Annotated in this window: 25 protein-coding genes and 1 pseudogene; 12 read left to right on the forward strand and 14 right to left on the reverse strand. The window is 60.8% G+C overall.

Features of this window, described 5'->3' with window-relative positions; genetic code table 11:
* Positions 1-5: 5 nt before the first annotated feature.
* The 6 genes from ACQKRQ_RS01480 to ACQKRQ_RS01505 form a co-directional block, all read right to left on the reverse strand.
* On the reverse strand, positions 6-1,010 hold the full coding sequence (locus tag ACQKRQ_RS01480; RefSeq protein WP_427474778.1) for an FAD binding domain-containing protein: 1,005 nt from the start codon (positions 1,008-1,010) through the stop codon (positions 6-8).
* Positions 1,011-1,021: 11 nt separating this feature from the next.
* Complete coding sequence (locus tag ACQKRQ_RS01485) at positions 1,022-1,570, reverse strand: (2Fe-2S)-binding protein (RefSeq protein ID WP_427474779.1); 549 nt, start codon at positions 1,568-1,570, stop codon at positions 1,022-1,024.
* Positions 1,571-1,903: 333 nt separating this feature from the next.
* On the reverse strand, positions 1,904-2,851 hold the full coding sequence (locus ACQKRQ_RS01490) for a phosphodiester glycosidase family protein (RefSeq protein WP_427474780.1): 948 nt from the start codon (positions 2,849-2,851) through the stop codon (positions 1,904-1,906).
* A gap of 259 nt (positions 2,852-3,110) precedes the next feature.
* On the reverse strand, positions 3,111-3,947 hold the full coding sequence (locus ACQKRQ_RS01495; protein WP_427474781.1) for an enoyl-CoA hydratase/isomerase family protein: 837 nt from the start codon (positions 3,945-3,947) through the stop codon (positions 3,111-3,113).
* A 56-nt stretch (positions 3,948-4,003) separates the two neighbouring features.
* On the reverse strand, positions 4,004-4,681 hold the full coding sequence (locus ACQKRQ_RS01500; protein ID WP_427474782.1) for a type 1 glutamine amidotransferase domain-containing protein: 678 nt from the start codon (positions 4,679-4,681) through the stop codon (positions 4,004-4,006).
* Positions 4,682-4,921: 240 nt separating this feature from the next.
* Positions 4,922-5,083, reverse strand: coding sequence for a hypothetical protein (locus ACQKRQ_RS01505; protein ID WP_408429493.1), 162 nt, complete (start codon positions 5,081-5,083; stop codon positions 4,922-4,924).
* A 69-nt stretch (positions 5,084-5,152) separates the two neighbouring features.
* On the opposite strand from ACQKRQ_RS01505, the gene ACQKRQ_RS01510 reads away from it, so the two are divergent.
* Both ACQKRQ_RS01510 and ACQKRQ_RS01515 read left to right on the forward strand, forming a co-directional pair.
* Entirely contained in the window at positions 5,153-5,719 is a 567-nt protein-coding gene (locus ACQKRQ_RS01510; RefSeq protein WP_427474783.1) for a VOC family protein, read from the forward strand.
* 120 nt (positions 5,720-5,839) lie between these two features.
* Positions 5,840-6,127 (forward strand): DUF1330 domain-containing protein, encoded by a 288-nt coding sequence (locus ACQKRQ_RS01515; RefSeq protein WP_427474784.1) that lies wholly within the window; start codon positions 5,840-5,842, stop codon positions 6,125-6,127.
* A 37-nt stretch (positions 6,128-6,164) separates the two neighbouring features.
* Here the strand turns inward: ACQKRQ_RS01515 and ACQKRQ_RS01520 are convergent, their stop codons facing one another.
* Positions 6,165-6,599, reverse strand: coding sequence for a YciI family protein (locus ACQKRQ_RS01520; RefSeq protein ID WP_427474785.1), 435 nt, complete (start codon positions 6,597-6,599; stop codon positions 6,165-6,167).
* Between the two features lie 189 nt (positions 6,600-6,788).
* Between ACQKRQ_RS01520 and ACQKRQ_RS01525 the strand changes: the two are divergent.
* Positions 6,789-6,995: pseudogene (locus ACQKRQ_RS01525) on the forward strand (NAD(P)-dependent oxidoreductase); the annotation flags it as partial.
* Between the two features lie 112 nt (positions 6,996-7,107).
* On the opposite strand, the gene ACQKRQ_RS01530 reads toward ACQKRQ_RS01525, so the two are convergent.
* Both ACQKRQ_RS01530 and ACQKRQ_RS01535 read right to left on the reverse strand, forming a co-directional pair.
* Entirely contained in the window at positions 7,108-7,581 is a 474-nt protein-coding gene (locus ACQKRQ_RS01530) for a PRC-barrel domain-containing protein (protein WP_132378442.1), read from the reverse strand.
* A gap of 201 nt (positions 7,582-7,782) precedes the next feature.
* Positions 7,783-8,511: a haloacid dehalogenase type II gene (locus ACQKRQ_RS01535; RefSeq protein WP_427476037.1), complete on the reverse strand. Its 729-nt coding sequence runs from the start codon at positions 8,509-8,511 to the stop codon at positions 7,783-7,785.
* 272 nt (positions 8,512-8,783) lie between these two features.
* On the opposite strand from ACQKRQ_RS01535, the gene ACQKRQ_RS01540 reads away from it, so the two are divergent.
* A complete protein-coding gene (locus ACQKRQ_RS01540) occupies positions 8,784-9,332 on the forward strand; it encodes a hypothetical protein (RefSeq protein WP_427474786.1) in 549 nt (182 codons plus the stop codon).
* 246 nt (positions 9,333-9,578) lie between these two features.
* On the opposite strand, the gene ACQKRQ_RS01545 is transcribed toward ACQKRQ_RS01540, so the two are convergent.
* Positions 9,579-9,905, reverse strand: coding sequence for an H-NS family nucleoid-associated regulatory protein (locus tag ACQKRQ_RS01545; RefSeq protein ID WP_132378436.1), 327 nt, complete (start codon positions 9,903-9,905; stop codon positions 9,579-9,581).
* A gap of 664 nt (positions 9,906-10,569) precedes the next feature.
* Between ACQKRQ_RS01545 and ACQKRQ_RS01550 the strand changes: the two genes are divergently transcribed.
* Positions 10,570-10,821: a hypothetical protein gene (locus tag ACQKRQ_RS01550; protein ID WP_132378434.1), complete on the forward strand. Its 252-nt coding sequence runs from the start codon at positions 10,570-10,572 to the stop codon at positions 10,819-10,821.
* 253 nt (positions 10,822-11,074) lie between these two features.
* Here the strand turns inward: ACQKRQ_RS01550 and ACQKRQ_RS01555 are convergent, their stop codons facing one another.
* The 3 genes from ACQKRQ_RS01555 to ACQKRQ_RS01565 form a co-directional block, all read right to left on the reverse strand.
* On the reverse strand, positions 11,075-11,596 hold the full coding sequence (locus tag ACQKRQ_RS01555) for a hypothetical protein (protein ID WP_427474787.1): 522 nt from the start codon (positions 11,594-11,596) through the stop codon (positions 11,075-11,077).
* A gap of 155 nt (positions 11,597-11,751) precedes the next feature.
* Entirely contained in the window at positions 11,752-12,246 is a 495-nt protein-coding gene (locus ACQKRQ_RS01560; protein ID WP_132379438.1) for a phasin family protein, read from the reverse strand.
* A 360-nt stretch (positions 12,247-12,606) separates the two neighbouring features.
* Entirely contained in the window at positions 12,607-13,527 is a 921-nt protein-coding gene (locus ACQKRQ_RS01565; protein WP_427474788.1) for a LysR substrate-binding domain-containing protein, read from the reverse strand.
* Positions 13,528-13,625: 98 nt separating this feature from the next.
* Here ACQKRQ_RS01565 and ACQKRQ_RS01570 point away from each other — a divergent pair, with 98 nt between their 5' ends.
* Positions 13,626-14,642: an aldo/keto reductase gene (locus ACQKRQ_RS01570; RefSeq protein ID WP_427476039.1), complete on the forward strand. Its 1,017-nt coding sequence runs from the start codon at positions 13,626-13,628 to the stop codon at positions 14,640-14,642.
* A gap of 1 nt (position 14,643) precedes the next feature.
* Positions 14,644-15,081: an SRPBCC family protein gene (locus tag ACQKRQ_RS01575; protein WP_427474789.1), complete on the forward strand. Its 438-nt coding sequence runs from the start codon at positions 14,644-14,646 to the stop codon at positions 15,079-15,081.
* Between the two features lie 115 nt (positions 15,082-15,196).
* On the opposite strand, the gene ACQKRQ_RS01580 is transcribed toward ACQKRQ_RS01575, so the two are convergent.
* Positions 15,197-15,985, reverse strand: coding sequence for a GntR family transcriptional regulator (locus ACQKRQ_RS01580; RefSeq protein ID WP_427474790.1), 789 nt, complete (start codon positions 15,983-15,985; stop codon positions 15,197-15,199).
* A 56-nt stretch (positions 15,986-16,041) separates the two neighbouring features.
* On the opposite strand from ACQKRQ_RS01580, the gene ACQKRQ_RS01585 reads away from it, so the two are divergent.
* From ACQKRQ_RS01585 to bamA, 5 genes are all read left to right on the forward strand, one after another.
* Complete coding sequence (locus tag ACQKRQ_RS01585) at positions 16,042-16,773, forward strand: enoyl-CoA hydratase/isomerase family protein (protein ID WP_427474791.1); 732 nt, start codon at positions 16,042-16,044, stop codon at positions 16,771-16,773.
* A gap of 175 nt (positions 16,774-16,948) precedes the next feature.
* On the forward strand, positions 16,949-18,349 hold the full coding sequence (locus ACQKRQ_RS01590; RefSeq protein ID WP_408429468.1) for an MFS transporter: 1,401 nt from the start codon (positions 16,949-16,951) through the stop codon (positions 18,347-18,349).
* Between the two features lie 17 nt (positions 18,350-18,366).
* A complete protein-coding gene (locus tag ACQKRQ_RS01595) occupies positions 18,367-19,878 on the forward strand; it encodes an aldehyde dehydrogenase (protein WP_427474792.1) in 1,512 nt (503 codons plus the stop codon).
* Positions 19,879-20,573: 695 nt separating this feature from the next.
* Entirely contained in the window at positions 20,574-20,969 is a 396-nt protein-coding gene (locus ACQKRQ_RS01600) for a hypothetical protein (RefSeq protein ID WP_132378416.1), read from the forward strand.
* Between the two features lie 92 nt (positions 20,970-21,061).
* On the forward strand, positions 21,062-23,374 hold the full coding sequence (bamA, locus tag ACQKRQ_RS01605; protein ID WP_427474793.1) for an outer membrane protein assembly factor BamA: 2,313 nt from the start codon (positions 21,062-21,064) through the stop codon (positions 23,372-23,374).
* Positions 23,375-23,381: the final 7 nt, after the last annotated feature.

Here is a 23,381-nt window from a genome sequence, read left to right on the forward strand (position 1 = left end):
GCGGTTCAGGGCGTGGCCGTAGCCTGGGTCAGCGCATGGACGATGCAGCGGCGCGCCAACTCGACTTTGAAGCCGTTCTGACTTTGCGGCTTCGCGTTCGCTAGCGCGGCGTCCGCGGCCTTGCGGAAGGTCGCGGCATCGGGCGTTGCGCCGCGCAGCACGGCTTCCGCTTCGAGCGCGTGCCAAGGCCGTGTGCCGACGCCGCCGAGCGCGACGCGCACATGCCCGATGCGTCCACCGTCGAGCGTCATGACCACGGCGGCCGACGCCAGTGCGAACTCGTACGACGCGCGATCGCGCAGCTTCAGGTAAACCGAGCGCGCGCCCGCTGGTAGAGGCGGCAGGGTCACGTGCGTGATAAGGTCGCCTGCGTCGAGCACGTTCTCGCGCTGCGGCGTCGCGCCTGGCAACACGAAGAAGTCGTCGATCGCGATGCTGCGCGCGCCGTCCGTTCCTTCGACGTGAATGGTCGCGTCGAGCGCGGTCAGGGCGACGTTCATATCCGACGGGTTGGTCGCGATGCAGGCGTCGCTGGCACCGAGAATTGCGAGCGTGCGATTGAATCCCCGGATCGCCGGACAGCCCGAGCCCGGCTCGCGCTTGTTGCATGGCATCGCGGTGTCGCGAAAGTACACACAGCGCGTGCGTTGCAGCAGGTTGCCGCCGGTCGTCGCCATGTTTCGCAATTGCGCCGAGGCTCCCGCGAGCAGCGCCTGCGACAGCACCGCATACGGTGTGCGGATCAGCGGATGCAGTGCCAGGTCCGCATTGCGCGCCATCGAGCCGATCTTCACGCCGCCATCGGGCAGTGCTTCGATACGGTCTAGCGGCAGCCGGCTGATGTCGATGACCCGCGTCGGCCGCTCGACGTTGAGCTTCATGAGGTCGAGCAATGTCGTGCCGCCCGCGAGAAAGCGCACTTGTGCGCCCTGCTGGGCCGTTGCCGAAGCCGCGCCCGCCGCGATCGCCTCACGCACGCCGTTGGCGCGCGACAACTGGAAGATTTCCATGATGGCGCTCCTCAGGACTGGCCGCGCACGCGCTGGATTGCCGCGACGATGTTCTGGTAGGCGCCGCAGCGGCACAGATTGCCGCTCATCGCTTCGCGCACTTCGGCGTCGGCCGGCCCGACCGCTTCATCGAGCAGCGCGACGGCGGACATGATCTGGCCCGACGTGCAGTAGCCGCACTGATAGCCGTCGCATTCTACAAACGCGGCCTGCATCGGATGCAGCGCTTCGGGCTGACCAATGCCTTCGATGGTGGTGATTTCGTCGCCGGCGTGCGTGCCGGCCAGTGACAGGCACGCATTCACGCGCCGTCCGTTCACGTGCACCGTGCACGCGCCGCATTGGCCGTGGTCGCAACCCTTTTTCGTGCCGGTGAGGTGCAGATGCTCGCGCAGCGCGTCCAGCAGTGTGGTGCGCGGATCGAGCGACAGCGTGTAGAGATTGCCGTTGACGGTCAACTCGACTGGCATTGTCGCGTTCGCGGAAGGCTGGCGGCTGGTTCGGGCTGCGTCGGGGTCGGCGCTCTGTTGCGTGGTGTTGGAGGCGGTCTGTTGCATCATGCGTTCTCCTCATGGCGAGAGCGGCCACAATCCGCGACAATCGGCGCGGCCGGGCGGCAGGCTGAAGCAGGATTTGGAACCATTGGCGATCGATTCGCCGGGGTGTCGGACATTCAGGTTAGCGAGCGTCGGAAGACACGTTACGCACGCCCGGATGAGTCAGCAGCAAATCTGATGCCCAGACGTGTCGTGCCTGAAAATCATTTGCGACTGACCGGCTCGACTGATCGCGAGTGTCGGGATCAATCTACCCCAAATGTAGAAGAAAAAAGCCGGACGCGTGAGCGCCCGGCCATTTTGAAGTTGCTGATGCGGCTTCAAATATTCAATGCCTCAAAACGGCAGGCCCGGCAAATCCGGCAGCTTCAGCGCATGCACGCCGATCGCCGACGCGTCGAGCCGTTCCGCACCGCCACTCGGTGTATCGACGATAAACGGCACGCCGATCTGGTCGGCGCGCACGAGTTCGGTCGAGCCGCCGCCGTCGAGATTGATCGCGTCGTCCGCGCCGATCGCCTTCATCAGTTGCGCCGATTGCGCGTTGGTCGTGCCCGTCGAATAACCCGCGACGCGTCCGTCGATCACGACGAGATAGAGAAAGCGCCCCTGTTGCGACAGGCCGACCAGTGTGCGCGGATTCGGATTAAGCGGATCGCCTTCGTTCGGGCTTTGCGCGCTGACGTCCTGGCCGTTTTTCAACAGAATCGCCGAGCCGGCGACCGCCGTATCGATCAGCTTCAGATCCTGCGCTGAAATCTGCGGCGCTTCGGCGATATACGCGCGGCCCTGCCGCGTGATCGCAAGTACCGCTTCACTTTGCGTCGGGTCGCTGGTCAGCGGGCTCACGATCTGGCCGTGCGACACCAGCAAGCCGATGATCGACTTCGGCTCCGGCGTCGTCGCGCAGCACGGCGCGAAAAAGTTCGCGTTGACTGCGAGCCGCACACCGGTGCGCGCGGCGAATTGCGAAATCGTTTCCGACGTCGTCATCAGCGGGCCGCTATGCCCGGTCGTTTCGACGCTCACGCCGGGCGCGCGCAAATCGATGCGCATCACGTATGCGCGGCTCACGGTCGGCTTGCCGCCCGTAGTCGCGGCATTCGACGGCACGGTCGCCATTTCGGCATCGACGCCGACATACACGGGCGAGTAGCCGCTTTGCGTGATCTGCGTGGTGGGATCGGGCACGTCGGCTTGCACGCTGGCCGAAGCGAGGCCGATGATCGCCGCGGCGGCGAGCGCTTTCAGAGTTGCTGTGACGGGGAACAGGGCACGCGTCATCTCTTTAGTCTCCATGGACGGCGGCGACAAAGTTGTCACTCTTACCGTGCCGCAGACGTTAGAGACGCGATATGACCACCACGTGATTTCTTTTTTTCATTCGGCTTTCGATGATGGGCGGCATGTGCGCCGAAAAAAACATTTATCGAAAAAGAAATTCATCCGGGCGAGCGACGCTGATGCCGCCGCCGCGATAGATTTCTCAGCTACCACGTGCGAGCTTTTTCCAAAGCAGCGAGAGAGCGTCTCGCGCGCCGGCTTAGTGCGCGAGCTGGCCGACGTAGTATCCGAGCCGATCTTCGACATCGCCCGGCTTGTGAAAGCCACGCGCCAGTAGCGCCTTGATATTTTCCTGCGCGGCGGGCCGCCCCAATGACGCGATGCACGCGTCCCACCCGGCGCCGAGCTCCACGTCCGGCGGCAGAGAAGTGTTGACGAGGCGCTTGGTGTTGGCGATGGCCCACTTGTCAAACCCGGCGATCCGGGTTGCCAACGCATCCACGAATGCGTCGAGGTCGGCATCGGGCAGTGCCCGGTTCACATGGCCATAGGCCTCGGCCTGGTCGGCACGGAGGTCTTCAGAACCCAGAAGCACCTCCAGTGCGCGGTTACGGCCAATGAGCTGGGGCAGCCGGGCCATGGGGCCGCCGCCGGCGACCATCCCGACGCCCACCTCCCATTGCGAGAGGAGCGCCTTTTCCCGACTGGCGAAACTCATGTCGCAAGCGAGCGTGATCTCGCTGCCATTGCCCGTCGCTCGACCGCGGATGAGGGCGATGGAGACGACGGGCGCGCGCGTCAAGCGCACGAGGAAGTCCGGCCACTGCGGTAAGCCTGTGGGACCGGGCGGCATGGCGGTCAGATCCTCGAGCCTGGCCAGGAAATCGGAGTGATTCAGGAAGTAGCCGTCCACCGCGCTATCGAAGACCACGACCTTCACATGCTCGTCGGTTTCGAGCGCGTTGATGACTTCCTGAAACTGCTGGACCATTGGCGGCCCCATGACGTTGATCGGCGGGTTGTCGATCGTGACACGCCAATAGGCCGCGGACCGCCGGGCCACGCTAATCTGAACGGGGTTAGTGGTTGCGTTCATTGGGGACTCCTGTCGCCGACATATGCGCGGGCTTCGCGGCCCGCGCCCGATTGGGACTAGGCCTGCAGAACCTTCAGCAGCTCCTTGGCAGTCGGGCCAGATGAAGCCGGATTCTGGCCGGTGATCAGCCGTCCGTCGACAATGGTGAGCACGGCCCAGTTGGCCACCTTTTCAAAGTGGCCGCCAAGACGCTTGAGTTCATCTTCGACGAGGAAGGGCATGACCTTGGTCAGGCCGACGGCTTCTTCCTCATCATTGGTAAAGCAGGTGACGCGCTTTCCCTTGACGAGAGGCTGTCCCTCGTAGGTCGCCTTGAGCAGGACACAAGGGCCATGACAGACTGCGGCGACCGGTTTGCCGGCGTTGTAGAAATCCTCGATCAAGGCGATCGAGTTTTTGTCATTGGTCAGATCCCACATCGGGCCATGACCACCGGCGTAGAAAATCGTATCGTAGTCGGCCGCTTTGACATCGGCGAGCTTGACGCTGTTGGCCAACACCTTCTGGGTCGCAGGATCTTTCTTGAAGCGGAGCATCGAGTCGGTCTGATTGTCGGGGTCGTCGCTTCTGGGATCGATCGGTGGATGGCCACCCTTGGGTGAGGTCACGGTGACCTCTGCATCGGCATCCGTGAACGCATAGTAGGGCGCCGTGAATTCTTCGAGCCAGAAGCCGGTCGGCTTGCCGGTATCTCCAAGCACGTTGTGCGAAGTCAAAACCAACAGGATTTTCATTGCAGTCTCCGTTCATTGAGGCCAGTGTCTAAACGCGGCTTCGCCGCAGGGCAAGCTTGAGATGAAAGTCGTTGCTCGGAGCAGGTGTACGTGGTCCTCGCCTTGCGGGGAAATTGGCGCGCGCGGACCTGGAAGATGGGGCCACCGGGGCGCGATGAAGAGGACGCTGTCATCGCGGCCTCCCATTGCCGCCGCATGCGAGGAACGCTTGTATTCTGGTCCGGCTCCCGCGCCGCGCCATCACACGAAGGTATTGCCTGGACCATGCAATGGTATGCGCAGCGCTTCGCTGTTCGACCGGGCGGCGCCGTGGCGCAATGCCCGCGACGCTGCTGTTTTCACGCTGGCATCAATGCAAAAGATTGTGTCGTCACGTGCCGTGTTTTCACGTTGCGTTTTCACATATTGTGTTTCCACATACCCGAAGCCGTGAACGGGGAACCGGTAGTCAACGCCTCTCAGGAGCCAGACATGAGCAACATTCCAATGCGGAGCGAACGCGCAGTGGAGACCCTGGACGCCGGCGCGTTCGACATGAAGCTCGAGATCGTCGTGATTCCTGTCTCGGACGTCGATCGCGCCAAGCGCTTCTATGGCGAGTTGGGTTGGCGGCTCGATCTCGACTTCAAGGCAGGGGACGACTACCGCGTGATCCAGTACACGCCGCCCGGCTCCGCATGTTCAGTCATGTTCGGCACGAACGTTACCGCCGCCGCGCCGGGCTCAGTTCAGGCGCTTCACCTCGTCGTCTCCGACATCGTGGCCGCGCGCAATGAACTGCTCCGTCGTGGCATCGAGATCAGCGAGCCATTCCACGACACGGGCGGCGTGTTCCACCATGCCGACGCGAAATGCGTGGTTAGCGGCCTGAATCCGCAACGGCAAAGTTATGCCTCGTACGCTTCGTTCAGCGATCCGGATGGCAACGGTTGGCTCTTGCAGGAGATCACCGTGCGCTTGTCCGCGGACATCGAAGAGGGCGACACCCGCTTCACCGACGAGGTCGTCAAGGCGATTCATGCTACGACAGTGGGATAGCGATCGCGGCGTTAGAATGGAGGATGCAAGTTCGACTATGCGCCGACGCTGCGTATCGAGGTCCAATACGCTCGCAAGGATCATCGTGCGCATCTTCACATCACCTCAGGAGCGTACCTTATGGCGACTTATATCGTCTTCACGAAAGAAAGCACGCAGGATCAGAGTGAGCTCGACATCTATCAAAGCAAGGTGGGCGAGACCTTCAAGGGTCATCCCATCAAGCTGCTCGCCGCATACGGACCTCAGCAGGTTCTTGAGGGCGACGCGCCAGAGGGCGTCGTAATCGCTGAATTTCCGTCGACGGCGGCCGCGCGTGCGTGGTACGACAGCCCGGCCTATCAGGAGGTCGTGCAGCACCGGTTCAAGGGCGCGCGTTACCGCGCCGTTCTCGTCGAAGGCGTGTGACGGAAGGCGGCAACGATTGGGCGCGCGGAGTGTTTCCTTATTTTTTGCCTTGATTGGATTCAATTTGCTGGCGCAGGCGCTCTTCGTTTTCCTGAAGCTCGGGCGTGAACGCCTCGCCAAAGTCCGCGGCCTCGAAGAACGGGCGAATTTCGATTTCCGACTCGCTTGGCATCGGGTTCGGGCAGCGGCGTACCCATTCGATCGCTTCGTCCATTGATTGCACCTGCCAGATCCAGTAGCCCGCGATCAGCTCCTTGGTTTCGGCAAACGGGCCGTCGACGACGGTCCGGTCCTTGCCGGAAAACCTCACGCGCACGCCCCTCGAACTCGGTTTGAGTCCGTCGCCGCCGAGCATGATCCCGGCCTTGACCAGTTCTTCGTTATATCGGCCCATCGCCGCGATGAGTTCCGTGCTGGGCATTTGACCTGCTTCGGATTCGGCGGTCGCTTTGACCATGACCATTACGCGCATTTCGTTTCTCCTGTCCAAACGATGAGTCCCGGTTTATGTCGGAAGGCATTCGGCGCCTTCAACACTACGACGAACGAGTGCGCGCAAAATCGACAGATGGCGTCGAAACTTTTCCGTTTCAGCGGAGATCGGGCTGTACGACTCCTCAGCGCTCCACCACCTTGAACACCCGATTCTTGTCGAGCGTGGCTGACTTCGGGGCATCTGTTCGGCGCGGGTCTGGACGTGTACCGGAACGAGCCCAATGTCGACAGGCGGTTCGCAGGACTCGACAACGTGTTCCTGACGCCCCATATGGCCAGCGCCACGATCGAGACCCGAGACCAGATGGGTTTTACGGCACTCGACAATGTCGCCGCTGTGCTCGATGAGCGGCCTGCATTGAATCCGGTCTGACGTCGATGCTTTATTCGATGCGCTTACGCGCACCGCAGTGAGACGCGGTGGCGTAAGCGCCAGCTAGAGCGACAGATTAGCCGTCCGCCTGGCACGGCTTACCCGTTGTTGTTCAGTGCTCGCTCGGTCTGATGGCAGGATCGTTTTCCACCACTTCATGGGTCGCGGCCCAGTACGGCTGCCGATTGTAGTAGCTGTACGTCGACTCTCCCCACTTCGCGTCTGCCATCGACGGCCAGTGATCCTTGTCGAAACCCGGCTCGTCCTTCAGGCGCTGTGCGGAGATGTCGACGACGAAGCACTTCTCGTCCGTATCGAGAGTCAATGCACTCCACGGGATGGCATGCAGGTTTGAACCCATTCCGAGGAAGCCGCCTTCTGAAAGTACTGCGTAGGCGATGCGTCCGTTCCTGACGTCGAGCATGATGTCTGAAATTTTTCCAACGTGTTCGCCATCAGAGGACATGACCTTGTTCCCGTCGAGCGTTGCTGCGGCCATGATGTCCGGCCCCGGACCCTCGCCCATACCGCTGCCGACGATGTCGGCGCCGCGCCGGGTGTCACCTTGCGGGTTGATTGAGCCCATGATTCACCTCCTTCAAAAAAAGGTACTCCAGATGCGCGCAAGCGGTGTTCCCGAGCCGTCAGCCGCAGGATGACCCCAACCTGTCCCTCAAGGCGCGGACGCAAAGGTCGGGCGGCTCGGTTGCCAATATCGGCGACGAGCTTAGGGACCGGAGTTTTGGATGCGAAGAGAAGGACGATGCCATCGCGGGCATCCGAGGTGCTACGTGGGGCAGCCGAGCTTCGTAGCCAGGTCGTTCATATCCGCTGCTACGAAGTCCCAGGTCTGTTCGGCATGCAGGTCGCTCAGTTGGCCGGGACCGTGTTCGACGGGTCGCACGACGAAGGCCGTCTTCAAGCCACATTGACGTGCCGCCGCCAGGTCGCCGTTATGAGCTGCAACCATGCAAACTTCCGCAGGCTTCAAACCAAGGATTTCGACGGTGTCGACGTAGACCTGTGGCGACGGCTTGTACGCCCGAACGACTTCCGCTCCGAGAATGGCGTCCCACGGAAGCGCGGCCCGTTTCGCCATATCCATCATCAGCCTGATGTTTCCGTTCGAGAGCGGGGCGATCATGAAGCGGCGCTTGAGTCTCAGCAACCCTTCGACGGAATCAGGCCAAGGGTCGAGGCGATGCCAGGCGTGATTCAGTTCATCGAGTTCTTCGGTGGAAATTGAACGGACGTCGACGCCATAGTCGGTCATGACTTTGACCAGGTTTTCCCTGTGCAATACGTCAAGCCGGACGAACTGCCGCCGCCCGCTCCGTATCTCCTCCATTGCGGGCGCGTATTGGCGTCGCCACGCGTCCGCAAACTCAAATGCGTCAATCGGCACGGCATGGCGGCTGAGAAACTGACCGGCATCGCGAGCGACACCACTTCTCCAATCGACAACCGTCCCGAAGACGTCGAATAGGAGAGCCTTGATTTCCGAGCTATTCGGCATGTCGTGGACCTTGCGAGCGTTGAGGTGAAACAAGTCTAACCGGATAGACGCGCTCATGAATCGAGGAGCGAGCATCGTTTGCCTCGCGCGGGTCCCGTCCGCCGCGACTACTGGTGAATCGCCGACCTTTCGCGACGGGGCCCACCGCCCCGGATCCGATGCGTGGTCTCCTTGAACCCTGAGGCGCAGAGGCATCCCGTATTCTGGAGTAAGCTGACTGTATTAAAGGCGTGACGCAGCGTGCTGCGTCGCGTCAGACCTTGGAGCACGTCATGAAAACGCTGGATGCAATGTCGCGCGCGGGCGGCGCCGTTGCGTTGGCGGTCCTGTCCGCAGCCTTGTCCGGTTGCTACTATTACGTGCCCTATGGCTACGTTCCGTACGGCACTATGCCGGCGCCGGCCGCCCAGCAGCAATATCCGTTCTCGGTGGCCGACACAGCGGCAACTGGCGCGGTTACGTCGGATGCGATTGCATCGACGAATACCTATGCCGCACCAGCCGTGCCCGTCTTCGTCGCGCCTGCGTACTACCCGGTCGCGTACCCGTATCCGTATCCGTATCCGTACTACGGCTCGCCCGCGTGGTGGGGACCATCGGTGTCATTGAGCTTCGGCTATTGGGGCGGTTGCTGCTATGGAGGCGGCCGATATGGCTACTGGGGCCACCGCGGCTACTGGGGGCACGGATATCGAGGCGGTTGGGGCGGTCATGGCAGCTGGGGCGGTCATGGGAGCTGGGGTGGCCACGGATACCACGGGCAAGGTATGGGCGGCGGCCGCTACTGGGGCGGTGGCGGAGGCCACGGACGTTCGCATTGAACGCCCGGAGCGACGCATCTGTGTTCGACAGGTGCGCGACAGCTTGAACCGGTGGCTGAACTCGAAGCACGTCGCCGGAGCGCGACAGCGGCCGATTAAAGACAGAACTGCCCAACTGAACGATCGTCTACTTTGTCGAAGCGGCATGAGCTAATACGCTTGGTAAGCTGACTTAGCCGCGACAGCCCTTTGACTACGAGGTCACGTGATCGAACAGCGCGCGTGGCACAGCAACTAGATATCAGCTTACGACGGCCGAACTGTGGCCAGCCTCGTGCCGGCGAACGGGTCCCGACTCCAGTCGATGGCAGGACGTAAACGGCTAGCCGAAGTCGACGTTTTTTCAACGGCAAAGTGCGCCAATGACTGCCCAGCACTCGTGGCTTGCTTCAACCACTGCGGCATCTCGCCTTTGCCATCCCAGGTGTCGCCGAAAGCGCTACGGTATCGTGCCGACTTTTGCCGCGCCCTGTCTTCGGCAATTGCCGCCGCGAGGTCACCCACCTTGATACCAACCTTCGTCATCTTGCGACGCAGGTATGCAATCATGCTTTGGCGTTTTTGCTCATCCATGTCGGTTTCCCCTTCGATGTTCCAGCCTCGCATCGGTCTCGTGTCGTCTTGCCTCGCCGACGCGCCCCGCTACCAGACAATTCGGATGTGGCAAGTATCCCGTCGAGGAAATCTGGCGTCGATGTGCGATTTCTGAAAACACTGTTGCAGGCAGAGTGGCAAAACTTTCACGACCCTTGATGACAGGCATCGGTCTTATTTTGCGCAACCGCAGTGCTGACGTTTCGCATGCGTCTGGCATCCTAACGACTGCAAGCAGGGATTGCCGCTGAAGCGCTTGCCGCTCTCCAACGAAGCGGTCTGCTTTCTTAATCCGCCACGAAAAGCCGTTTCCGCGTTGTGCGCGGGCATCGGTTTAAACATTCGCTTTCGTTTCGACTTTCTGCGCCCTATAACTTATTTGCAGGGGCGACTATCAGGTGTCGATGGGTCCATGAAATCCATTGACGTTGCCTGTTCGCACGCCTTCTTGCGCCCACAGACCTTCGCTCGGCGCACTGCGCCTCGTATCCTTTTCCCAATTACCCGAAACTTTTGCATCGGGCGATTGGCCCGCGGATTCGAAGATAGCTTCGCATCCGCACATCCTGTATGGATTTAAACCGCGGGACACGCGAATAACGAATCAATGGATGGAAAACTTAAACTGGATTAAGGAGCCAACATGAAATTACGATTGATGGTTGCTTCTGCTTTCGGGTTGCTTGCCATGGTCGGTTTTGCGCATGCGCAAAACACGCCCGATGCGGCACAACCTGCACCACAGCAGAACGTCGCGACTCAGACTGATTCTTCGCCAGGTGCGGGGATGGAGGCCTATGGCGGCACGCCTGATACCAGAGTCCAAAGCGGTGCGAAACATGCCAGGCCGTGCAGGGTGGACCCGCAATGCAACGTCTTTTTCGGGGGCAGCTAAAAACCAGTTGACGGCGCGCGAGTCACCAACTGACGGTACTGTTTGCTCGCGGCGAGATAGGGGCCGGCGGCCTTGGTCGGGCTGGCCGGGTCCCCTTCATCCTTCAAGGAACGGGCGTGTCGTAGTAGGGGAGATCTTTCTTTGGATGGACGAAGCGTCGGCCGGCTTCAGGAGCGAGCCGAATGGACTTTGCAACCCGAGTTTGTGTGCTCGGAAATCTTGACATGAAAGTATTGGCCACGAACTGGCCGCGTCACGACGTCGATCTCGGTTCGGGCCAAGGCCAACCTCTCTTCTCGTTGGGCACCTCTGCTTTCGCGGCCGGCACGGCCATAACCGGAGCCTCGACCGAACCCACCGCATTGGCGGCATCGTGCGACGGTTCAGCCAGAGCATCTTTATTACTATTCGAAAGTCCGGTGCCGAACCACTTTATTTTCTTCTGGACGTAGCCGATATACGCGTTCCAGCCGTCGGGGTTGCCGTCAAAAAGGTTCTGCTGAACGGTTGACGCCAATGCGTCACGGTTGAGTTCTGCCTCAAGCAATTCCGTTGGCCACGGGAAAAACGAGCGGGCGGCGCGTGTGCTGAATTCGGCCACCGTCATTTTCGGCGCCAAGGCCGTAAGGAACGCGAAGTCCCGCAATGAAGCATGTTTCTGCACAAGATGCGCCACCGACGCGTCCGGTTCATTCGTGCCGGACAAACAGTTCAAAGCGGCGAGAATGTCGCCCAGGTGAAGCAGCAGTTCTCGTCGATCAAATCGGTCGTCCATTGCAGTGTGTCGGTTCATTTCGTCCTTGCTTGAAGTGCTTTGTTTCGGCGCGACGTCTTGGTTCGACGCTTCTCAATACATCCGGTTCCAGAAGAAGAAATGCGAACCGAAGTTCGCATTTGTAGACGCAAAAAGTCTCAGAGAGACGAGCAGTCTTACTGAACGGCAGACACCGTCGACACGAACTGCTTGGCTGCCTTGTTGGCCGATTCATAGGTCGCGTTCGCTGCCGAGAGAACCGAGTTCCACGCGGCAACGGCGGATTCGCTTCCTGCCGGCGCGTTCTTCTGGAGGCTCTCGACGAAACCTTGTGCGTCTCGTTGGACCTGTTGGCCATGCGCTGTCGCGGCGGCGGAGATTTCGCTCTGAACGCCGGACACGATTTCATGAACCTGGCGGCCGTATGCGACTACCTTTTCCGCCACCGGCTGCGAGAGGCTTGCTTGCAGTGCGAACAGCGCACCCGGATTGCCGGCCGAGAGGGCTTTGGCGACGATTTCCTGATTTTCGGCGAGCGTCGCTTTGCCAACTTGCAAATTCAACGCGACCAGCTTTTCGAAGCCTTCAAATGCCTTGTTCGTCAGGCCAAAAAGGGTTTCCAGGCTGGACTGCTGGGCGGCAACCAATTGTTGGGGAATAAGAGTGCTCATCACTGCTCCGTAAGGGTAAGGCGGCAAGAGTGCGAGGGGCTCTGAGTGAAAACAAAACCGCGCGCCGAAAGTGTCAAGGCAAATTGCTGCGCTGCAACAAAACCCATTGTACGGGGGAATGCTGGGAAGTCAATCAGTTTCGTCGCGCGATTCTGCGACGTGACTCTTTTGCCTATCCACTCTGCCGCACACCGGTTCTGCTTCCAGGCAGAAAACTTTTCGACAGATGAATGCCGATAGTCGCGGGGCGCCTCTCAACGGGATTCGCCGCGACCGCGTAGCGTGCGTGAAAGGCGGTTGTGGATTGCTTGCAGCTGTCTGGTCGGCGCTCCCGTGTCAATGTTGCAGAGACAGGAGGCGCTATCGCCCGGAATCCTGTTCACTCAGCGCTCTCACGTTCGTGACCAGAGTCATTCTGAAAATCTCGACGAGCGGGCGCAAATTTATCCTGTGCCATGCCGCCCATAACGGAGTGCGATAGGTGAACCAGGGCACTTCTCGTAACACGACGCCCGCGGGGGCCTGATGACGAAGGCTCCGTTGAATCATCGCGGCCCCGAGACCGGCCGCCACCAGCCCTAATGCCGTCAAAGGCTCCGTTGCCTCCATCGAGATAGCCGGCGTAAATCCGGCGCGCGCGCACGCCGCGACAAAGGTGTCGTGGTTGAGCACGTTCTCCTTATGCAGCACGGCAATCCAGTCGAGCTTCCCAAGTGCGGCAGGAGTGAGCTTCGGCGTTGTGGCCAGCGGATGCGAATCGGGAACCGCAAGCAGCATCGGGTCGCTCAGGAGTTGCGCGCAGTCGAGGTCCGGGTCGTCCTTGAGCGGCGACTCGCAGACCAGCGCGACATCGAGACTGCGTTGGCGCAGCCCCTCCAACTGCTCGGACGACGGCAGGTTGTAGAGCGCGATATGCACTGCAGGCCGGTCTTTCCGCAAGGTGCGAAGAGAGTCGGACAACACACCCGAATGCATCGCGTTTTCCAGATAGCCGATGCACAGCCCTCCCTCATCACCGCGGCCCAATCGACGCGCAAGCGACTCCAGGCGGTTCGCATGCGTCAGCAGCGCACGTGTCTCCTGAAGAAACGTGCGGCCGTCGGATGTGAGCCGAATGCGCTGCTGGCTACGCTCGAAGAGCGTCAGGCCAAGGCGTTCCTCCAACTGAGCGATTTGCCGGCTAAGCGGCGACTGCGAGATATGCAGCCGCTCGGCCGCTCGGCCGACGTGTTCCTCCTCGGCGACCGCGACGAAATATTGAAGTTGACGGATATCCAGCACTTAAGACCTCATAGGACGCAAGATTGTCCAATTATGTCTTGGACGGACTCGCCGCCGCAACCTAAACTGGCTTCACTTTCATGAACAAGAGGTTCGAGATGAGCATCAGAGAGAAGCTGCAAGGCGTGCTGGGCTTCGGCACAGCACCGTTAGGCAACATGTATCGCAATATCCCCGAGGCACAAGCGCAGGCGACCGTCGACGCGGCATGGGAACAGGGCGTGCGCTACTTCGACACGGCGCCGTTTTATGGCGCGGGGCTCGCCGAAATCCGTCTGGGCGCCGCTCTGCAGAAGCACAACCGTGACGACTACGTACTGAGCACGAAGGTGGGGCGGCTTGTTCTCGACGAAATCGAAGAGCCCGCTGCGCGTGACCTCGGCGAGAAAGGAGGGCTTTTCGAGTTCGGCCGTCCGAACAAACTCGTCAACGACTATACGGCGGACGCTACGCTCCGCTCGATAGAAGATAGCCTCAAGCGCCTGAACACCGACCGTCTCGACATTGTCTGGATACACGATATTGCCCAGGATTTTTACGGCGACGAATGGCTCGCGCAGTTTGAAACCGCACGCAAGGGTGCGTTCCGCGTACTGAGCCGGCTTCGCGAAGAAGGTGTCATCAAGGCGTGGGGGCTGGGTGTGAACCGCGTGGAGCCGTGTGAACTGACGCTCGACCTCACTGAAGCGCAGCCCGACGGCTTCCTGCTCGCCGGCCGGTACACGCTGCTCGACCATGAACGCGCGCTGCAGCGCCTGATGCCGGCGGCTGCCCGGAGGAATGTGGATATTGTCGTCGGCGGCCCGTACAGCTCCGGGGTGCTCGCCGGCGGCACGCACTTCGAATACCAGAAGGCATCGCCGGAAATTCTCGCGAAGGTCGAGCGCATCAGGACCCTCGCGCAACGCCATCAGGTGAGCATCAAGGCTGCGGCACTGCAGTTTTCGCTGGCCAATCCTGCCGTCGCCGCGGTCATTCCTGGCGCCAGCAAGCCTGAGCGCATCGCCGAGGACTTTGCCGCCTTGTCGGAGAAAATCCCTGCCGCTTTCTGGCAGGAGATGCGCGAGCAGCAGCTCGTCGCCGCCGACGCTCCGGTGCGATCCACAGGAGCTTGAAATGGCACATACCTCGGCATCGCTCGAAGTACCGGCAACCGCCGCCCGCGTTTGGCAACTGATTGGCGGCTTCAACTCCCTGCCTGACTGGCTGCCGTTCATCCCTGGCAGCAAGTTGAGTGAAGGCGGGCGGGTTCGGCACCTGAAGACCGCTGACGGGCAGGTGATCATTGAACGCCTCGAAGCGTTCGACGAGAAGGCGCGCTCGTACAGCTATTCGATTGTGGAAGCACCGTTTCCGGCAAGCGACTACCTGGCCACTATCAGCGTGCAGGAAGTCGCGGGTGGCGCTTCATCACTGGTGACATGGTCCGGAAGTTTTTCGCCGGTTGGCGTCAGTGATGAAGAGGTCGCCCAGCTTTTTCACGGCATCTACGAGGACGGGTTGATGGCGTTGAAGGAATCGCTTGAGTCAGGCGACAAAGAACGCCTACGGTAACCACGACATCTTTTAGATGGCCTCTGCTCGCACGCCGTTTGAGTCGCATTGATGGTAGTGTGGGCTTGCGCGCAAGCCCACACAGATTCCCCACTGGCCAAAAGGCGCGGTCAGATCAGTTCTTGTCCGAAGAGTCACCAGCGTCGTTCAACACATCCAGGGCTGCGCGACAAGCGCCGTCAAGCTGTTCGCGCATCAGGTCCTGCACGTTCGGCAGTTGATTCACGATCGCGTCGCGAATTCTGACTGTCTGACTGAAAGACGCCTGCATACGGCCGCCGCGCGCCATGGCGATGCGCCGCAATCGGCGCACCGGACCGATCAGTCCTGCGTGGCTTTCCTGCAAGGTGCGGTTGTCGGCGATCGTCATGACAATCGCGTAGAAGCGGTCTAGCGCATCGACATAACCGGCGGGATCGTCGGCATCGACGCTCATTCGCATCGCTTCGATCACGTCGTCAAGTTGCGCGGAGCCAAGCGCGGTGATGCGCTCCGACGCGAGTTGCACCGCGAGACATTCGAGCGCTGCGCGCACGGTGTAAATCTCCTCGACATCGCGCAGCGTGACCGCGCGCACATACGCGCCAACGCGCGGCAGCACCGTCACCAATCCCTCACGTTCGAGCTGCGCGAATGCCTCACGCATTGGCGTGCGGCTAACGTTCAACTGTTTCGCGACCTGCACTTCGGAGAGGCGGCTGCCCGGTGCCAGCACGCCCTCGACAATCGCCTCGCGCAACGCCGGCACGACTACGCCTTCGCTCAACGAATCGCTCGACGCATCGACCGTGCGCATCCGCGAGTGGTATTTGCTCGCAATTTTGTCGAGCGAATGCGCGCTTTTTGCATGCTTTGAAACGGCGGCCGCAGCGGTCGTCTTGACCGCGGTTTTGTTGGAAGGCATTGACACCTCGTCATTCAGTGAATACGCTGTATACAGATTATACAACAGGAGATGCCATGGATCGCGGTCCACTATTGCAGCCCGTTTTGATCGAGCGCGCCGGCGACGTATTGAGCTTCACACTGAATCGTCCGGACGCGGGTAACGAGATATCCGGTCCGATGTTCGACGCGATGACGGCCGCGTTGCGCAGCGAAGTCGCCGCTCCGAGCGCCCGCGTGCTGCGCATAAGCGCGAATGGTGACAGCTTTTGCACGGGGCGCGAGCGCGCAGGTCGCGACGCCGTATCGATCCGCGCGGAAGTCGCGCGGCTGATCGAGTTGAAGCGCCTCGTGCGTGCCACGTCGATGATCTCGATTGCGCAGGTACAGGGCGACGCGCTCGGCTTCGGCTTCGGTCTTGCGATCCTGTGCGATTTCACGCTGGTTTCGTCGCGCGCTTCGCTGGCGTTTCCCGAGATGCGCAAAGGGCTGCCGCCGGCCGCGATCATGGCCTATGTGGGCCGCTACGCATTGCCGAAGGCGCTGTTTCCGATGGTGCTGTTCGGCGATCCGTTTACGCCCGCCATCGCTCTGGAGGCCGGCTTGATCACGCGTGTCTGCGAACCCGATGCATTGCGCGCCGACGCCGACGCGTTGGCCGAACGCATTCTTGCACTCGACGACGCCGGCGCGCGTCAATGCAAGATGTTCTTCCAGGCAGCCGAGGAAAGTCCGATCGAACAGAACTTCCGCGGCGCGACCGACATGCTGACCGTCACCAGCCTGCGTCTGATGCAGGACCGCTGAGGGCAGCCTAGTAGTCACACGTCGGCGCGCGCGAAGTCATCGCGGTACGGCTCGCGATCCAAGGCTCGCCGGCAGCAAGCATCTTGCATGAAACCCGAGTAAGGCATGGAAACCGGAGTAAGCGCGAAAGCGCAACGCCGGTCGACACGCCAACTCGGGTCGACAGGAGGCAGACATGAATGTCAACGCAGGGCCGAGGCTGGATCGTTTGCCGATGTCAGCATTCCATCGGCGCATCATGTGGCTGATCGGCATCGGCATGTTCTTCGATGGCTTCGACATCTACGTCGCGTCGACCGTCCTCGGCGCGACGCTGAAGACCGGCTTCTCGACACTCGGGCAGAACGCGCTATTCGTGTCGATGACCTTTCTCGGCATGATGCTGGGTTCGCTCGGCACCGGTTTTCTCGGCGACCGCTTCGGCCGCCGCTTCACGTATCAGGCCAATCTCGCGGTGTTCGGACTCGCTTCGCTCGGTGCGGCGCTTGCGCCGAGCATGAGCGTGCTGATCGCGTGCCGCTTCGTGATGGGTCTCGGGCTCGGCGCGGAAAACGTGGTCGGCTACTCGACGCTGGCCGAATTCGTGCCGCCGCAAAAGCGCGGCAAACTGCAAGGGCTGATGGCCGTCTTCGTCGTGTCAGGGCTGCCTGTCGCGGGCTTGATTGGCTTGCTGCTGATTCCGGCGTTCGGATGGCGGGCGATGTTTGTGCTAGGTGGCTTCGGCGCGCTGGGTGTGTGGTACATGCGCAAGTCGCTGCCGGAATCGCCGCGCTGGCTCGATTCGGTTGGCCGGCATGAGGAAGCTGACGCGATCCTGAAACGCATCGAAGCCGAAGTTGTCGCGACGCGTGCGGGCGAACCGTTGCCGCCTGCCGTCATCGCCAAGCCATCGGCAGCGCCGGCCGTGGCGCTTTCATTCGGCTCACTGTTCAGCGGCACCATGCTGCAACGGATGATAGTCGGCTGCGTGACGCTCGTTGTCGTCAACACACTGCTGTACGGCTTCGTGACATGGCTGCCGACGTTCTTCGTGCGGCAGGGCTTCAGCATCGCGAGGTCGTTCAGCTTTGCGCTCGTGATGTCGCTCGGCGCGCCGATCGGCTCGGCTATCGGTGCGCTCACAGCGGACGCGTGGGGCCGCAAGCCGACCATCATCGGTGCGTCGCTCGTCGCAATCGTGTTCGGCGTGATCTATCCGTTCGTCAGTCATCCGCTGCTGTTGCCCGTCGTCGGCCTCCTGCTGACGATTCCAATCTACGTGCTGGTCGCGTTGCTGTTCGCCATCTATGTGCCGGAGCTCTTTCCAACGGAAGTGCGTCTGCGCGCCTCGGGTATCTGCAACACGCTCGGGCGCGGTGCCACGATCGTCACACCGTTCATCGTCGTCGCATTGTTCGCGCAGCACGGCATTGTTGGTGTGCTGGCGCTGATGGTCGGCCTGCTCGCGATCCAGATCGTGGTAGTCGCGTGGCTTGGCGTCGAGCCAACCGGCCGGCGTCTTGAAGACCTTCAACCAACCGACACCCCTGGTAGCGAAGCGATGCGTACCGACCCGCACGCTTCGCCGCTCAAGTAATCACGGAGAATCCCTCTATGGATACAGTCAACCCACAATATCTGGACGCACAGCTTTTCATCGACGGTGAATGGACGGACGCCGAGCACGGCCACACGCTCGACATCGTCGACCCGGCGACGGGCGAAGTGATCGGCGCGCTGGCGGCGGCATCCGAAAAGGATGTGGACCGCGCGGTGCGCGCGGGTCATCGCGCGTTCGAAGGCGGGGCATGGCGTGACCTGTCGATCCAGCAGCGCGCTCGAGTGCTGAACCGGTTCGCCGATCTTTTCGAAGCGGACCTCGAGCAGTTTTACAAGCTCGAAACGCTGAACAACGGTCGACCGATCTCGGAAACGCGGGCACAGATTTCACGTTTGCCGCAGTTTTACCGCTATTTCGCAGCGCTCGCGCTGACCCGGCGCAGTGATGTGATTCCAGTAGAAGGTCCTTACCTGTGCTACACGCAGCGTGTGCCGCTCGGTGTCGTCGCGCTGATGACGTCATTCAATCATCCGTTGATGATCCTGTCGAAAAGTCTCGCGCCGGCGCTCGCTACGGGCAACAGCGTCGTAATCAAGGCATCGGAACAGACGCCGCTCACCACGGTGCGGCTCGTGCGTCTGCTGAATGAAGCAGGCGTGCCGAAGGGCGTCATCAATGTTGTCAACGGCGAAGGACGTGAGGCGGGCGCTGCGTTGGCGAAACATCCGCTGGTCCGCAAGATCGTGTTCACGGGCGGCACAGATGTAGGGCGTTCCATCGGCGAAGCCGCTGCTCGCAACTTCGCGTTGACGACACTCGAACTCGGCGGCAAGGGCGCGGTGATGCTGTTCGACGACTTCGACATGGAACGCGCGGTGAACGGCGCGGCATTTGCCGCGTTCATCGGTGCAGGGCAGACCTGCGTATGCGGCGCGCGCATTCTCGTGCAGAAGTCGATTTATGCGCAGTTTCTCGAACGTTTCAAAACGAAGGTGGCGGGGATTCGCGTCGGCGATCCGGCCGATGTGAAGACGCAACTGGGTCCAGTCATCTCCGCTCGCTCGCGCCAGCGTATTCTCGCGATGCTCGAACGCGCGAAGGCCGCGGGCGCCAAAGTGCTGACCGGCGGTGGTGTGCCAGCCGGCCTGAAAGAGGGCTTCTTCATCGAGCCGACTGTGCTGTACGACGTCGATCCGAAATCGGAAATCGGTCAGGACGAAGTGTTCGGCCCTGTGACCGTAGTCATGCCGTTCGACGACGAAGCGGACGCGATCCGCATCGCGAACGACACACAGTTCGGACTCGCCGCATCAGTGTGGACGCAGGATGTCGCGCGTGCGCACCGCGTCGCGAGCAAGCTCGAATTCGGCATGGTGTGGGTCAACGATCACCACCGGCTCGACCCGGCTTCACCGTGGGGCGGTTTCAAGAACAGCGGCGTCGGGCGCGAGACGGGTATCGAATCGTTCGACCAGTTCACCGAGCCACGCGCGGTAACGGTCAATACGAGCGGCAGGACTGTCGACTGGTATGCGGACGACGGTGAGTTGAAGCGCCTGAACTGAGCGTGTGTCCCTGCGGATCATAGCGTCGGTATTCCGCCGCACGTAGGGCACGTAGACGCAACTACCGGAAATCGTCGCCGGGGTTACGCGGGGCGAATGTGCCGCGCGTCCATCCGCACGGGACGATTTCTCCAAAATCGATTCTCTCGGGCAATCAGCGCCGCGAACGCAGCCACGCGTTTCAGAAACCACTGCCATATTTTTGTAACGCCGCGCGTCCTCATAGGCTGGCGCGCCACTGCCTCGATGCATGCGCCGCAATGACGCTTGCACGAGAAGATGGAATAAGTTGCAGTGTCTGGCCGTTAAATCCAAATATCCCCATCAGGTGCGGGCGTCCACGAGCACGCGAGCGAGGCGCCACTGGCGGCGCCGCAGCGCGCTGCCGCCGGCGCAGTTCCCAGTTCCGGTAGAAGTGGCGGTGCCAGGGCGGCAGCCGCCCCTTTTCCGTTCTCCCTGCAATTTGCTGAACGAGACCTGACCATAAGCAGACAGGTACGTCCCGCGCAAGTAAGTATCACGTGACGGGAAGAGGGTTCAAACCCCGCTTTTCGAGCGCTGATCGCGAAGTGAGGTCTCAGATGGAAACAGCTTTCGAAGTTTACTGGCCTGGAAGAAATAGTTAGTAATCCGTATGTAACGCCACACGAGTGAAGTCGTACTACGCTCGATATCTGTCTCAAAGGAGTGCCTCCATGTCATCACCGCTCGCGTTCGCGATCAATTCGGTCCGTGATTTCGAACTGACGGAAGACGGTCAATATCTGACGCTGAAATGTAACGGGTCTGACCGCATCGACTTGCACTGTTCAGTCATGCACGAGCTGCTTGCGGCGCTTTCAAATGCCATCGGCTCGTCGGAGCGTATCCGCCACAAGAAGAAAAACGTGAAGTTCGCGATGCCTTGCGAAGCATGGGCACTAGGCAAGGATGCGGGCGGTGCACCTTATCTGATCTTTACGTTCCGCTTGCCTGGAGGAGCGGAATTGTCCTTTCAGTTGCATCGCTCCCAGGCAGCGCACTTGACGGAAGTCCTTGCGCTAGCCACCGGGTTCGCGAGGCCAGACGTCTCCGGCTTCAGGCTGCAGTAAGGCACGAGTCCTCTCTCATCCGCACATAGCGGGTTATCTATTCGTCAAACGGAGGTTGCGGTGCGAGCCGACTTTTTACTCTCGTGTCCTGTATGAATGCAAAGATTCTATTGTCCCGCTGTACCAAGGTATTGGCCCTCGTTGGCCTGGGTGTGACGGCCATATCCGCGAACGCAGCAGACTCGTTTGTGGTTCGCGATATCCGGCTCGAAGGACTGCAACGCATCGAACCCGGTACTGTATTCTCGTATCTGCCGATCAAGCAAGGCGACACCTTTAGCGACGACAAGGCTTCGGAAGCAATCCGCGCGCTGTACGCGACGGGCTTCTTCAACGACGTAAAGATCACCACCGAAGGTGATGCCGTGATCGTGCAGTTGGTCGAGCGTCCCGCGATCGGCACGATCGATTTTGCGGGTATTCACGAGTTCGATAAGGACAATCTGATCAAGGCGCTGAATTCCGTCGGGCTGTCATTGGGTAGCTATTACGACAAGGCACTCGTCGACAAATCCGAACAGGAACTGAAGCGCCAGTACCTGACCCGTGGCTATTACGCGGCTGAAGTCACGACGACGGTCACGCCGATCGACCGCAACCGTGTGGGAATACTGTTCTCGGTTGTCGAAGGTCCGAGCGCGAAGATCCGCGAGATCAACTTCATTGGCAACAAGGTGTTCAGCGAAAGCACGCTGCATGACGAAATGCAGCTGTCCACGCCGAACTGGTTCTCGTGGTATACGAAGAACGATCTGTACTCGAAAGACAAGCTCACCGGCGACCTCGAAAACGTCCGCTCGTATTACCTGAATCGCGGCTATCTGGAGTTCAACATTGAGTCGACCCAGGTGTCGCTCACGCCCGATAAAAAGAACATGTATTTGACGGTCACGCTGCACGAAGGCGAACCGTACACGATCAAAAGCATCAAGCTTGCGGGAAATCTGCTCGACCGCGAGGCGGAACTGAGCAAGCTTGTCAAGATCAAACCGGGCGAGCGCTTCTCGGCTGAAAAGCTGCAAGCCGCCACCAAGGCGGTCGTCAACAAGCTCGGCGAATACGGTTATGCATTCGCCAGCGTCAACGCGCAGCCGCAGATCGATCAGGAACACCATACGGTCGACCTGACGCTGCAAGTAGACCCGAGCCGCCGTGTGTACGTGCGTCGCATCAACGTGGTCGGCAACACGCGTACCCGTGACGAAGTAGTGCGCCGCGAAATGCGGCAGCTCGAAAGCTCGTGGTTCGATTCGAACCGTCTCGCCTTGTCGAAAGACCGGATCAACCGTCTCGGTTACTTCACGGATGTGGACGTGACCACGGTGCCGGTCGAAGGCACGCCGGACCAGGTCGACGTCGACGTCAAGGTGGCCGAAAAGCCGACCGGCGCGATCACGTTGGGCCTGGGTTATGGCTCGGGCGAAGGGCCGATCATTTCAGCGGGTGTTTCGCAGGACAACGTGTTCGGCTCAGGGACGAGCCTTGCGCTCAACGTCAACACGTCGTCGACGTTCCGTACGCTGACCGTCAGCCAGGTTGACCCGTACTTCACGGTCGACGGCATCAAGCGCATCACTGACGTCTATTACCGCACCAGCGAGCCGCTCACATTCTCGAGCACGACCGATTCGAGTTTTCGGATTATCACGCTAGGTGCCGATCTGAAGTTCGGTGTTCCATTCTCCGAAGCCGACATGGTGTATTTCGGTTTGGGTGTCGAACAAAACCGGCTCGACGTGGACTCCACCACGCCGCAGAGCTATATCGACTACGTGAAAGACTTCGGCCGTGTGTCTAACAACGTGCCCGTCACGATCGGCTGGTCGCGAGACGCCCGTGACAGCGCGCTCGTGCCGAGCCGCGGCTATTACGCGCAGGCGAATGCCGAGTACGGCACACCGATCGGCGGCACGCAGTACTACAAGACGGACGTGCAGGCGCAGTACTACTACTCGTTCTCACGCGGCTTTGTCCTCGGACTGAACTTCCAGGGTGGCTACGGCAATGGCATCGGCAACCCGTATCCGATCTTCAAGAACTATTACGCGGGCGGTATCGGCTCGGTGCGGGGTTATGAAACGAGTTCACTGGGCCCGCGCGACGCGACGACGGGCGACCCCATCGGCGGTTCGAAGATGATCGTCGGCAACGTCGAAGTGACGTTCCCGTTGCCGGGCACTGGATACGACCGGACGCTGCGCGTGTTCACGTTCCTTGACGGCGGCAACGTATGGGGTTCCGAAGGCAACAGCATCGGCGCCAACGGCTTGCGCTACGGCTACGGCGTTGGCCTTGCATGGATCTCGCCGATCGGACCGCTGAAGCTCAGCCTCGGCTTCCCAGTCGTCAAACACACCGGCGATCAATACCAGAAGTTCCAGTTCCAGATCGGAACGTCGTTCTAGCTCGCGC

It is taken from the genome of Paraburkholderia sp. NPDC080076, assembly GCF_050281145.1.
In the GTDB taxonomy this organism is placed as follows: Bacteria; Pseudomonadota; Gammaproteobacteria; order Burkholderiales; family Burkholderiaceae; genus Paraburkholderia.

Bases quoted from the DNA above. Each gene is read 5' to 3' on its own strand.
- ACQKRQ_RS01480 (WP_427474778.1), bottom strand. From the start codon at position 1,010: ATGGAAATCTTCCAGTTGTCGCGCGCCAACGGCGTGCGTGAGGCGATC.
- ACQKRQ_RS01485 (WP_427474779.1), bottom strand. From the start codon at position 1,570: ATGATGCAACAGACCGCCTCCAACACCACGCAACAGAGCGCCGACCCC.
- ACQKRQ_RS01490 (WP_427474780.1), bottom strand. From the start codon at position 2,851: ATGACGCGTGCCCTGTTCCCCGTCACAGCAACTCTGAAAGCGCTCGCC.
- ACQKRQ_RS01495 (WP_427474781.1), bottom strand. From the start codon at position 3,947: ATGAACGCAACCACTAACCCCGTTCAGATTAGCGTGGCCCGGCGGTCC.
- ACQKRQ_RS01500 (WP_427474782.1), bottom strand. From the start codon at position 4,681: ATGAAAATCCTGTTGGTTTTGACTTCGCACAACGTGCTTGGAGATACC.
- ACQKRQ_RS01510 (WP_427474783.1), top strand. From the start codon at position 5,153: ATGAGCAACATTCCAATGCGGAGCGAACGCGCAGTGGAGACCCTGGAC.
- ACQKRQ_RS01515 (WP_427474784.1), top strand. From the start codon at position 5,840: ATGGCGACTTATATCGTCTTCACGAAAGAAAGCACGCAGGATCAGAGT.
- ACQKRQ_RS01520 (WP_427474785.1), bottom strand. From the start codon at position 6,599: ATGCGCGTAATGGTCATGGTCAAAGCGACCGCCGAATCCGAAGCAGGT.
- ACQKRQ_RS01530 (WP_132378442.1), bottom strand. From the start codon at position 7,581: ATGGGCTCAATCAACCCGCAAGGTGACACCCGGCGCGGCGCCGACATC.
- ACQKRQ_RS01535 (WP_427476037.1), bottom strand. From the start codon at position 8,511: ATGCCGAATAGCTCGGAAATCAAGGCTCTCCTATTCGACGTCTTCGGG.
- ACQKRQ_RS01540 (WP_427474786.1), top strand. From the start codon at position 8,784: ATGAAAACGCTGGATGCAATGTCGCGCGCGGGCGGCGCCGTTGCGTTG.
- ACQKRQ_RS01545 (WP_132378436.1), bottom strand. From the start codon at position 9,905: ATGGATGAGCAAAAACGCCAAAGCATGATTGCATACCTGCGTCGCAAG.
- ACQKRQ_RS01550 (WP_132378434.1), top strand. From the start codon at position 10,570: ATGAAATTACGATTGATGGTTGCTTCTGCTTTCGGGTTGCTTGCCATG.
- ACQKRQ_RS01555 (WP_427474787.1), bottom strand. From the start codon at position 11,596: ATGGACGACCGATTTGATCGACGAGAACTGCTGCTTCACCTGGGCGAC.
- ACQKRQ_RS01560 (WP_132379438.1), bottom strand. From the start codon at position 12,246: ATGAGCACTCTTATTCCCCAACAATTGGTTGCCGCCCAGCAGTCCAGC.
- ACQKRQ_RS01570 (WP_427476039.1), top strand. From the start codon at position 13,626: ATGAGCATCAGAGAGAAGCTGCAAGGCGTGCTGGGCTTCGGCACAGCA.
- ACQKRQ_RS01575 (WP_427474789.1), top strand. From the start codon at position 14,644: ATGGCACATACCTCGGCATCGCTCGAAGTACCGGCAACCGCCGCCCGC.
- ACQKRQ_RS01580 (WP_427474790.1), bottom strand. From the start codon at position 15,985: ATGCCTTCCAACAAAACCGCGGTCAAGACGACCGCTGCGGCCGCCGTT.
- ACQKRQ_RS01585 (WP_427474791.1), top strand. From the start codon at position 16,042: ATGGATCGCGGTCCACTATTGCAGCCCGTTTTGATCGAGCGCGCCGGC.
- ACQKRQ_RS01590 (WP_408429468.1), top strand. From the start codon at position 16,949: ATGAATGTCAACGCAGGGCCGAGGCTGGATCGTTTGCCGATGTCAGCA.
- ACQKRQ_RS01595 (WP_427474792.1), top strand. From the start codon at position 18,367: ATGGATACAGTCAACCCACAATATCTGGACGCACAGCTTTTCATCGAC.
- ACQKRQ_RS01600 (WP_132378416.1), top strand. From the start codon at position 20,574: ATGTCATCACCGCTCGCGTTCGCGATCAATTCGGTCCGTGATTTCGAA.
- bamA (WP_427474793.1), top strand. From the start codon at position 21,062: ATGAATGCAAAGATTCTATTGTCCCGCTGTACCAAGGTATTGGCCCTC.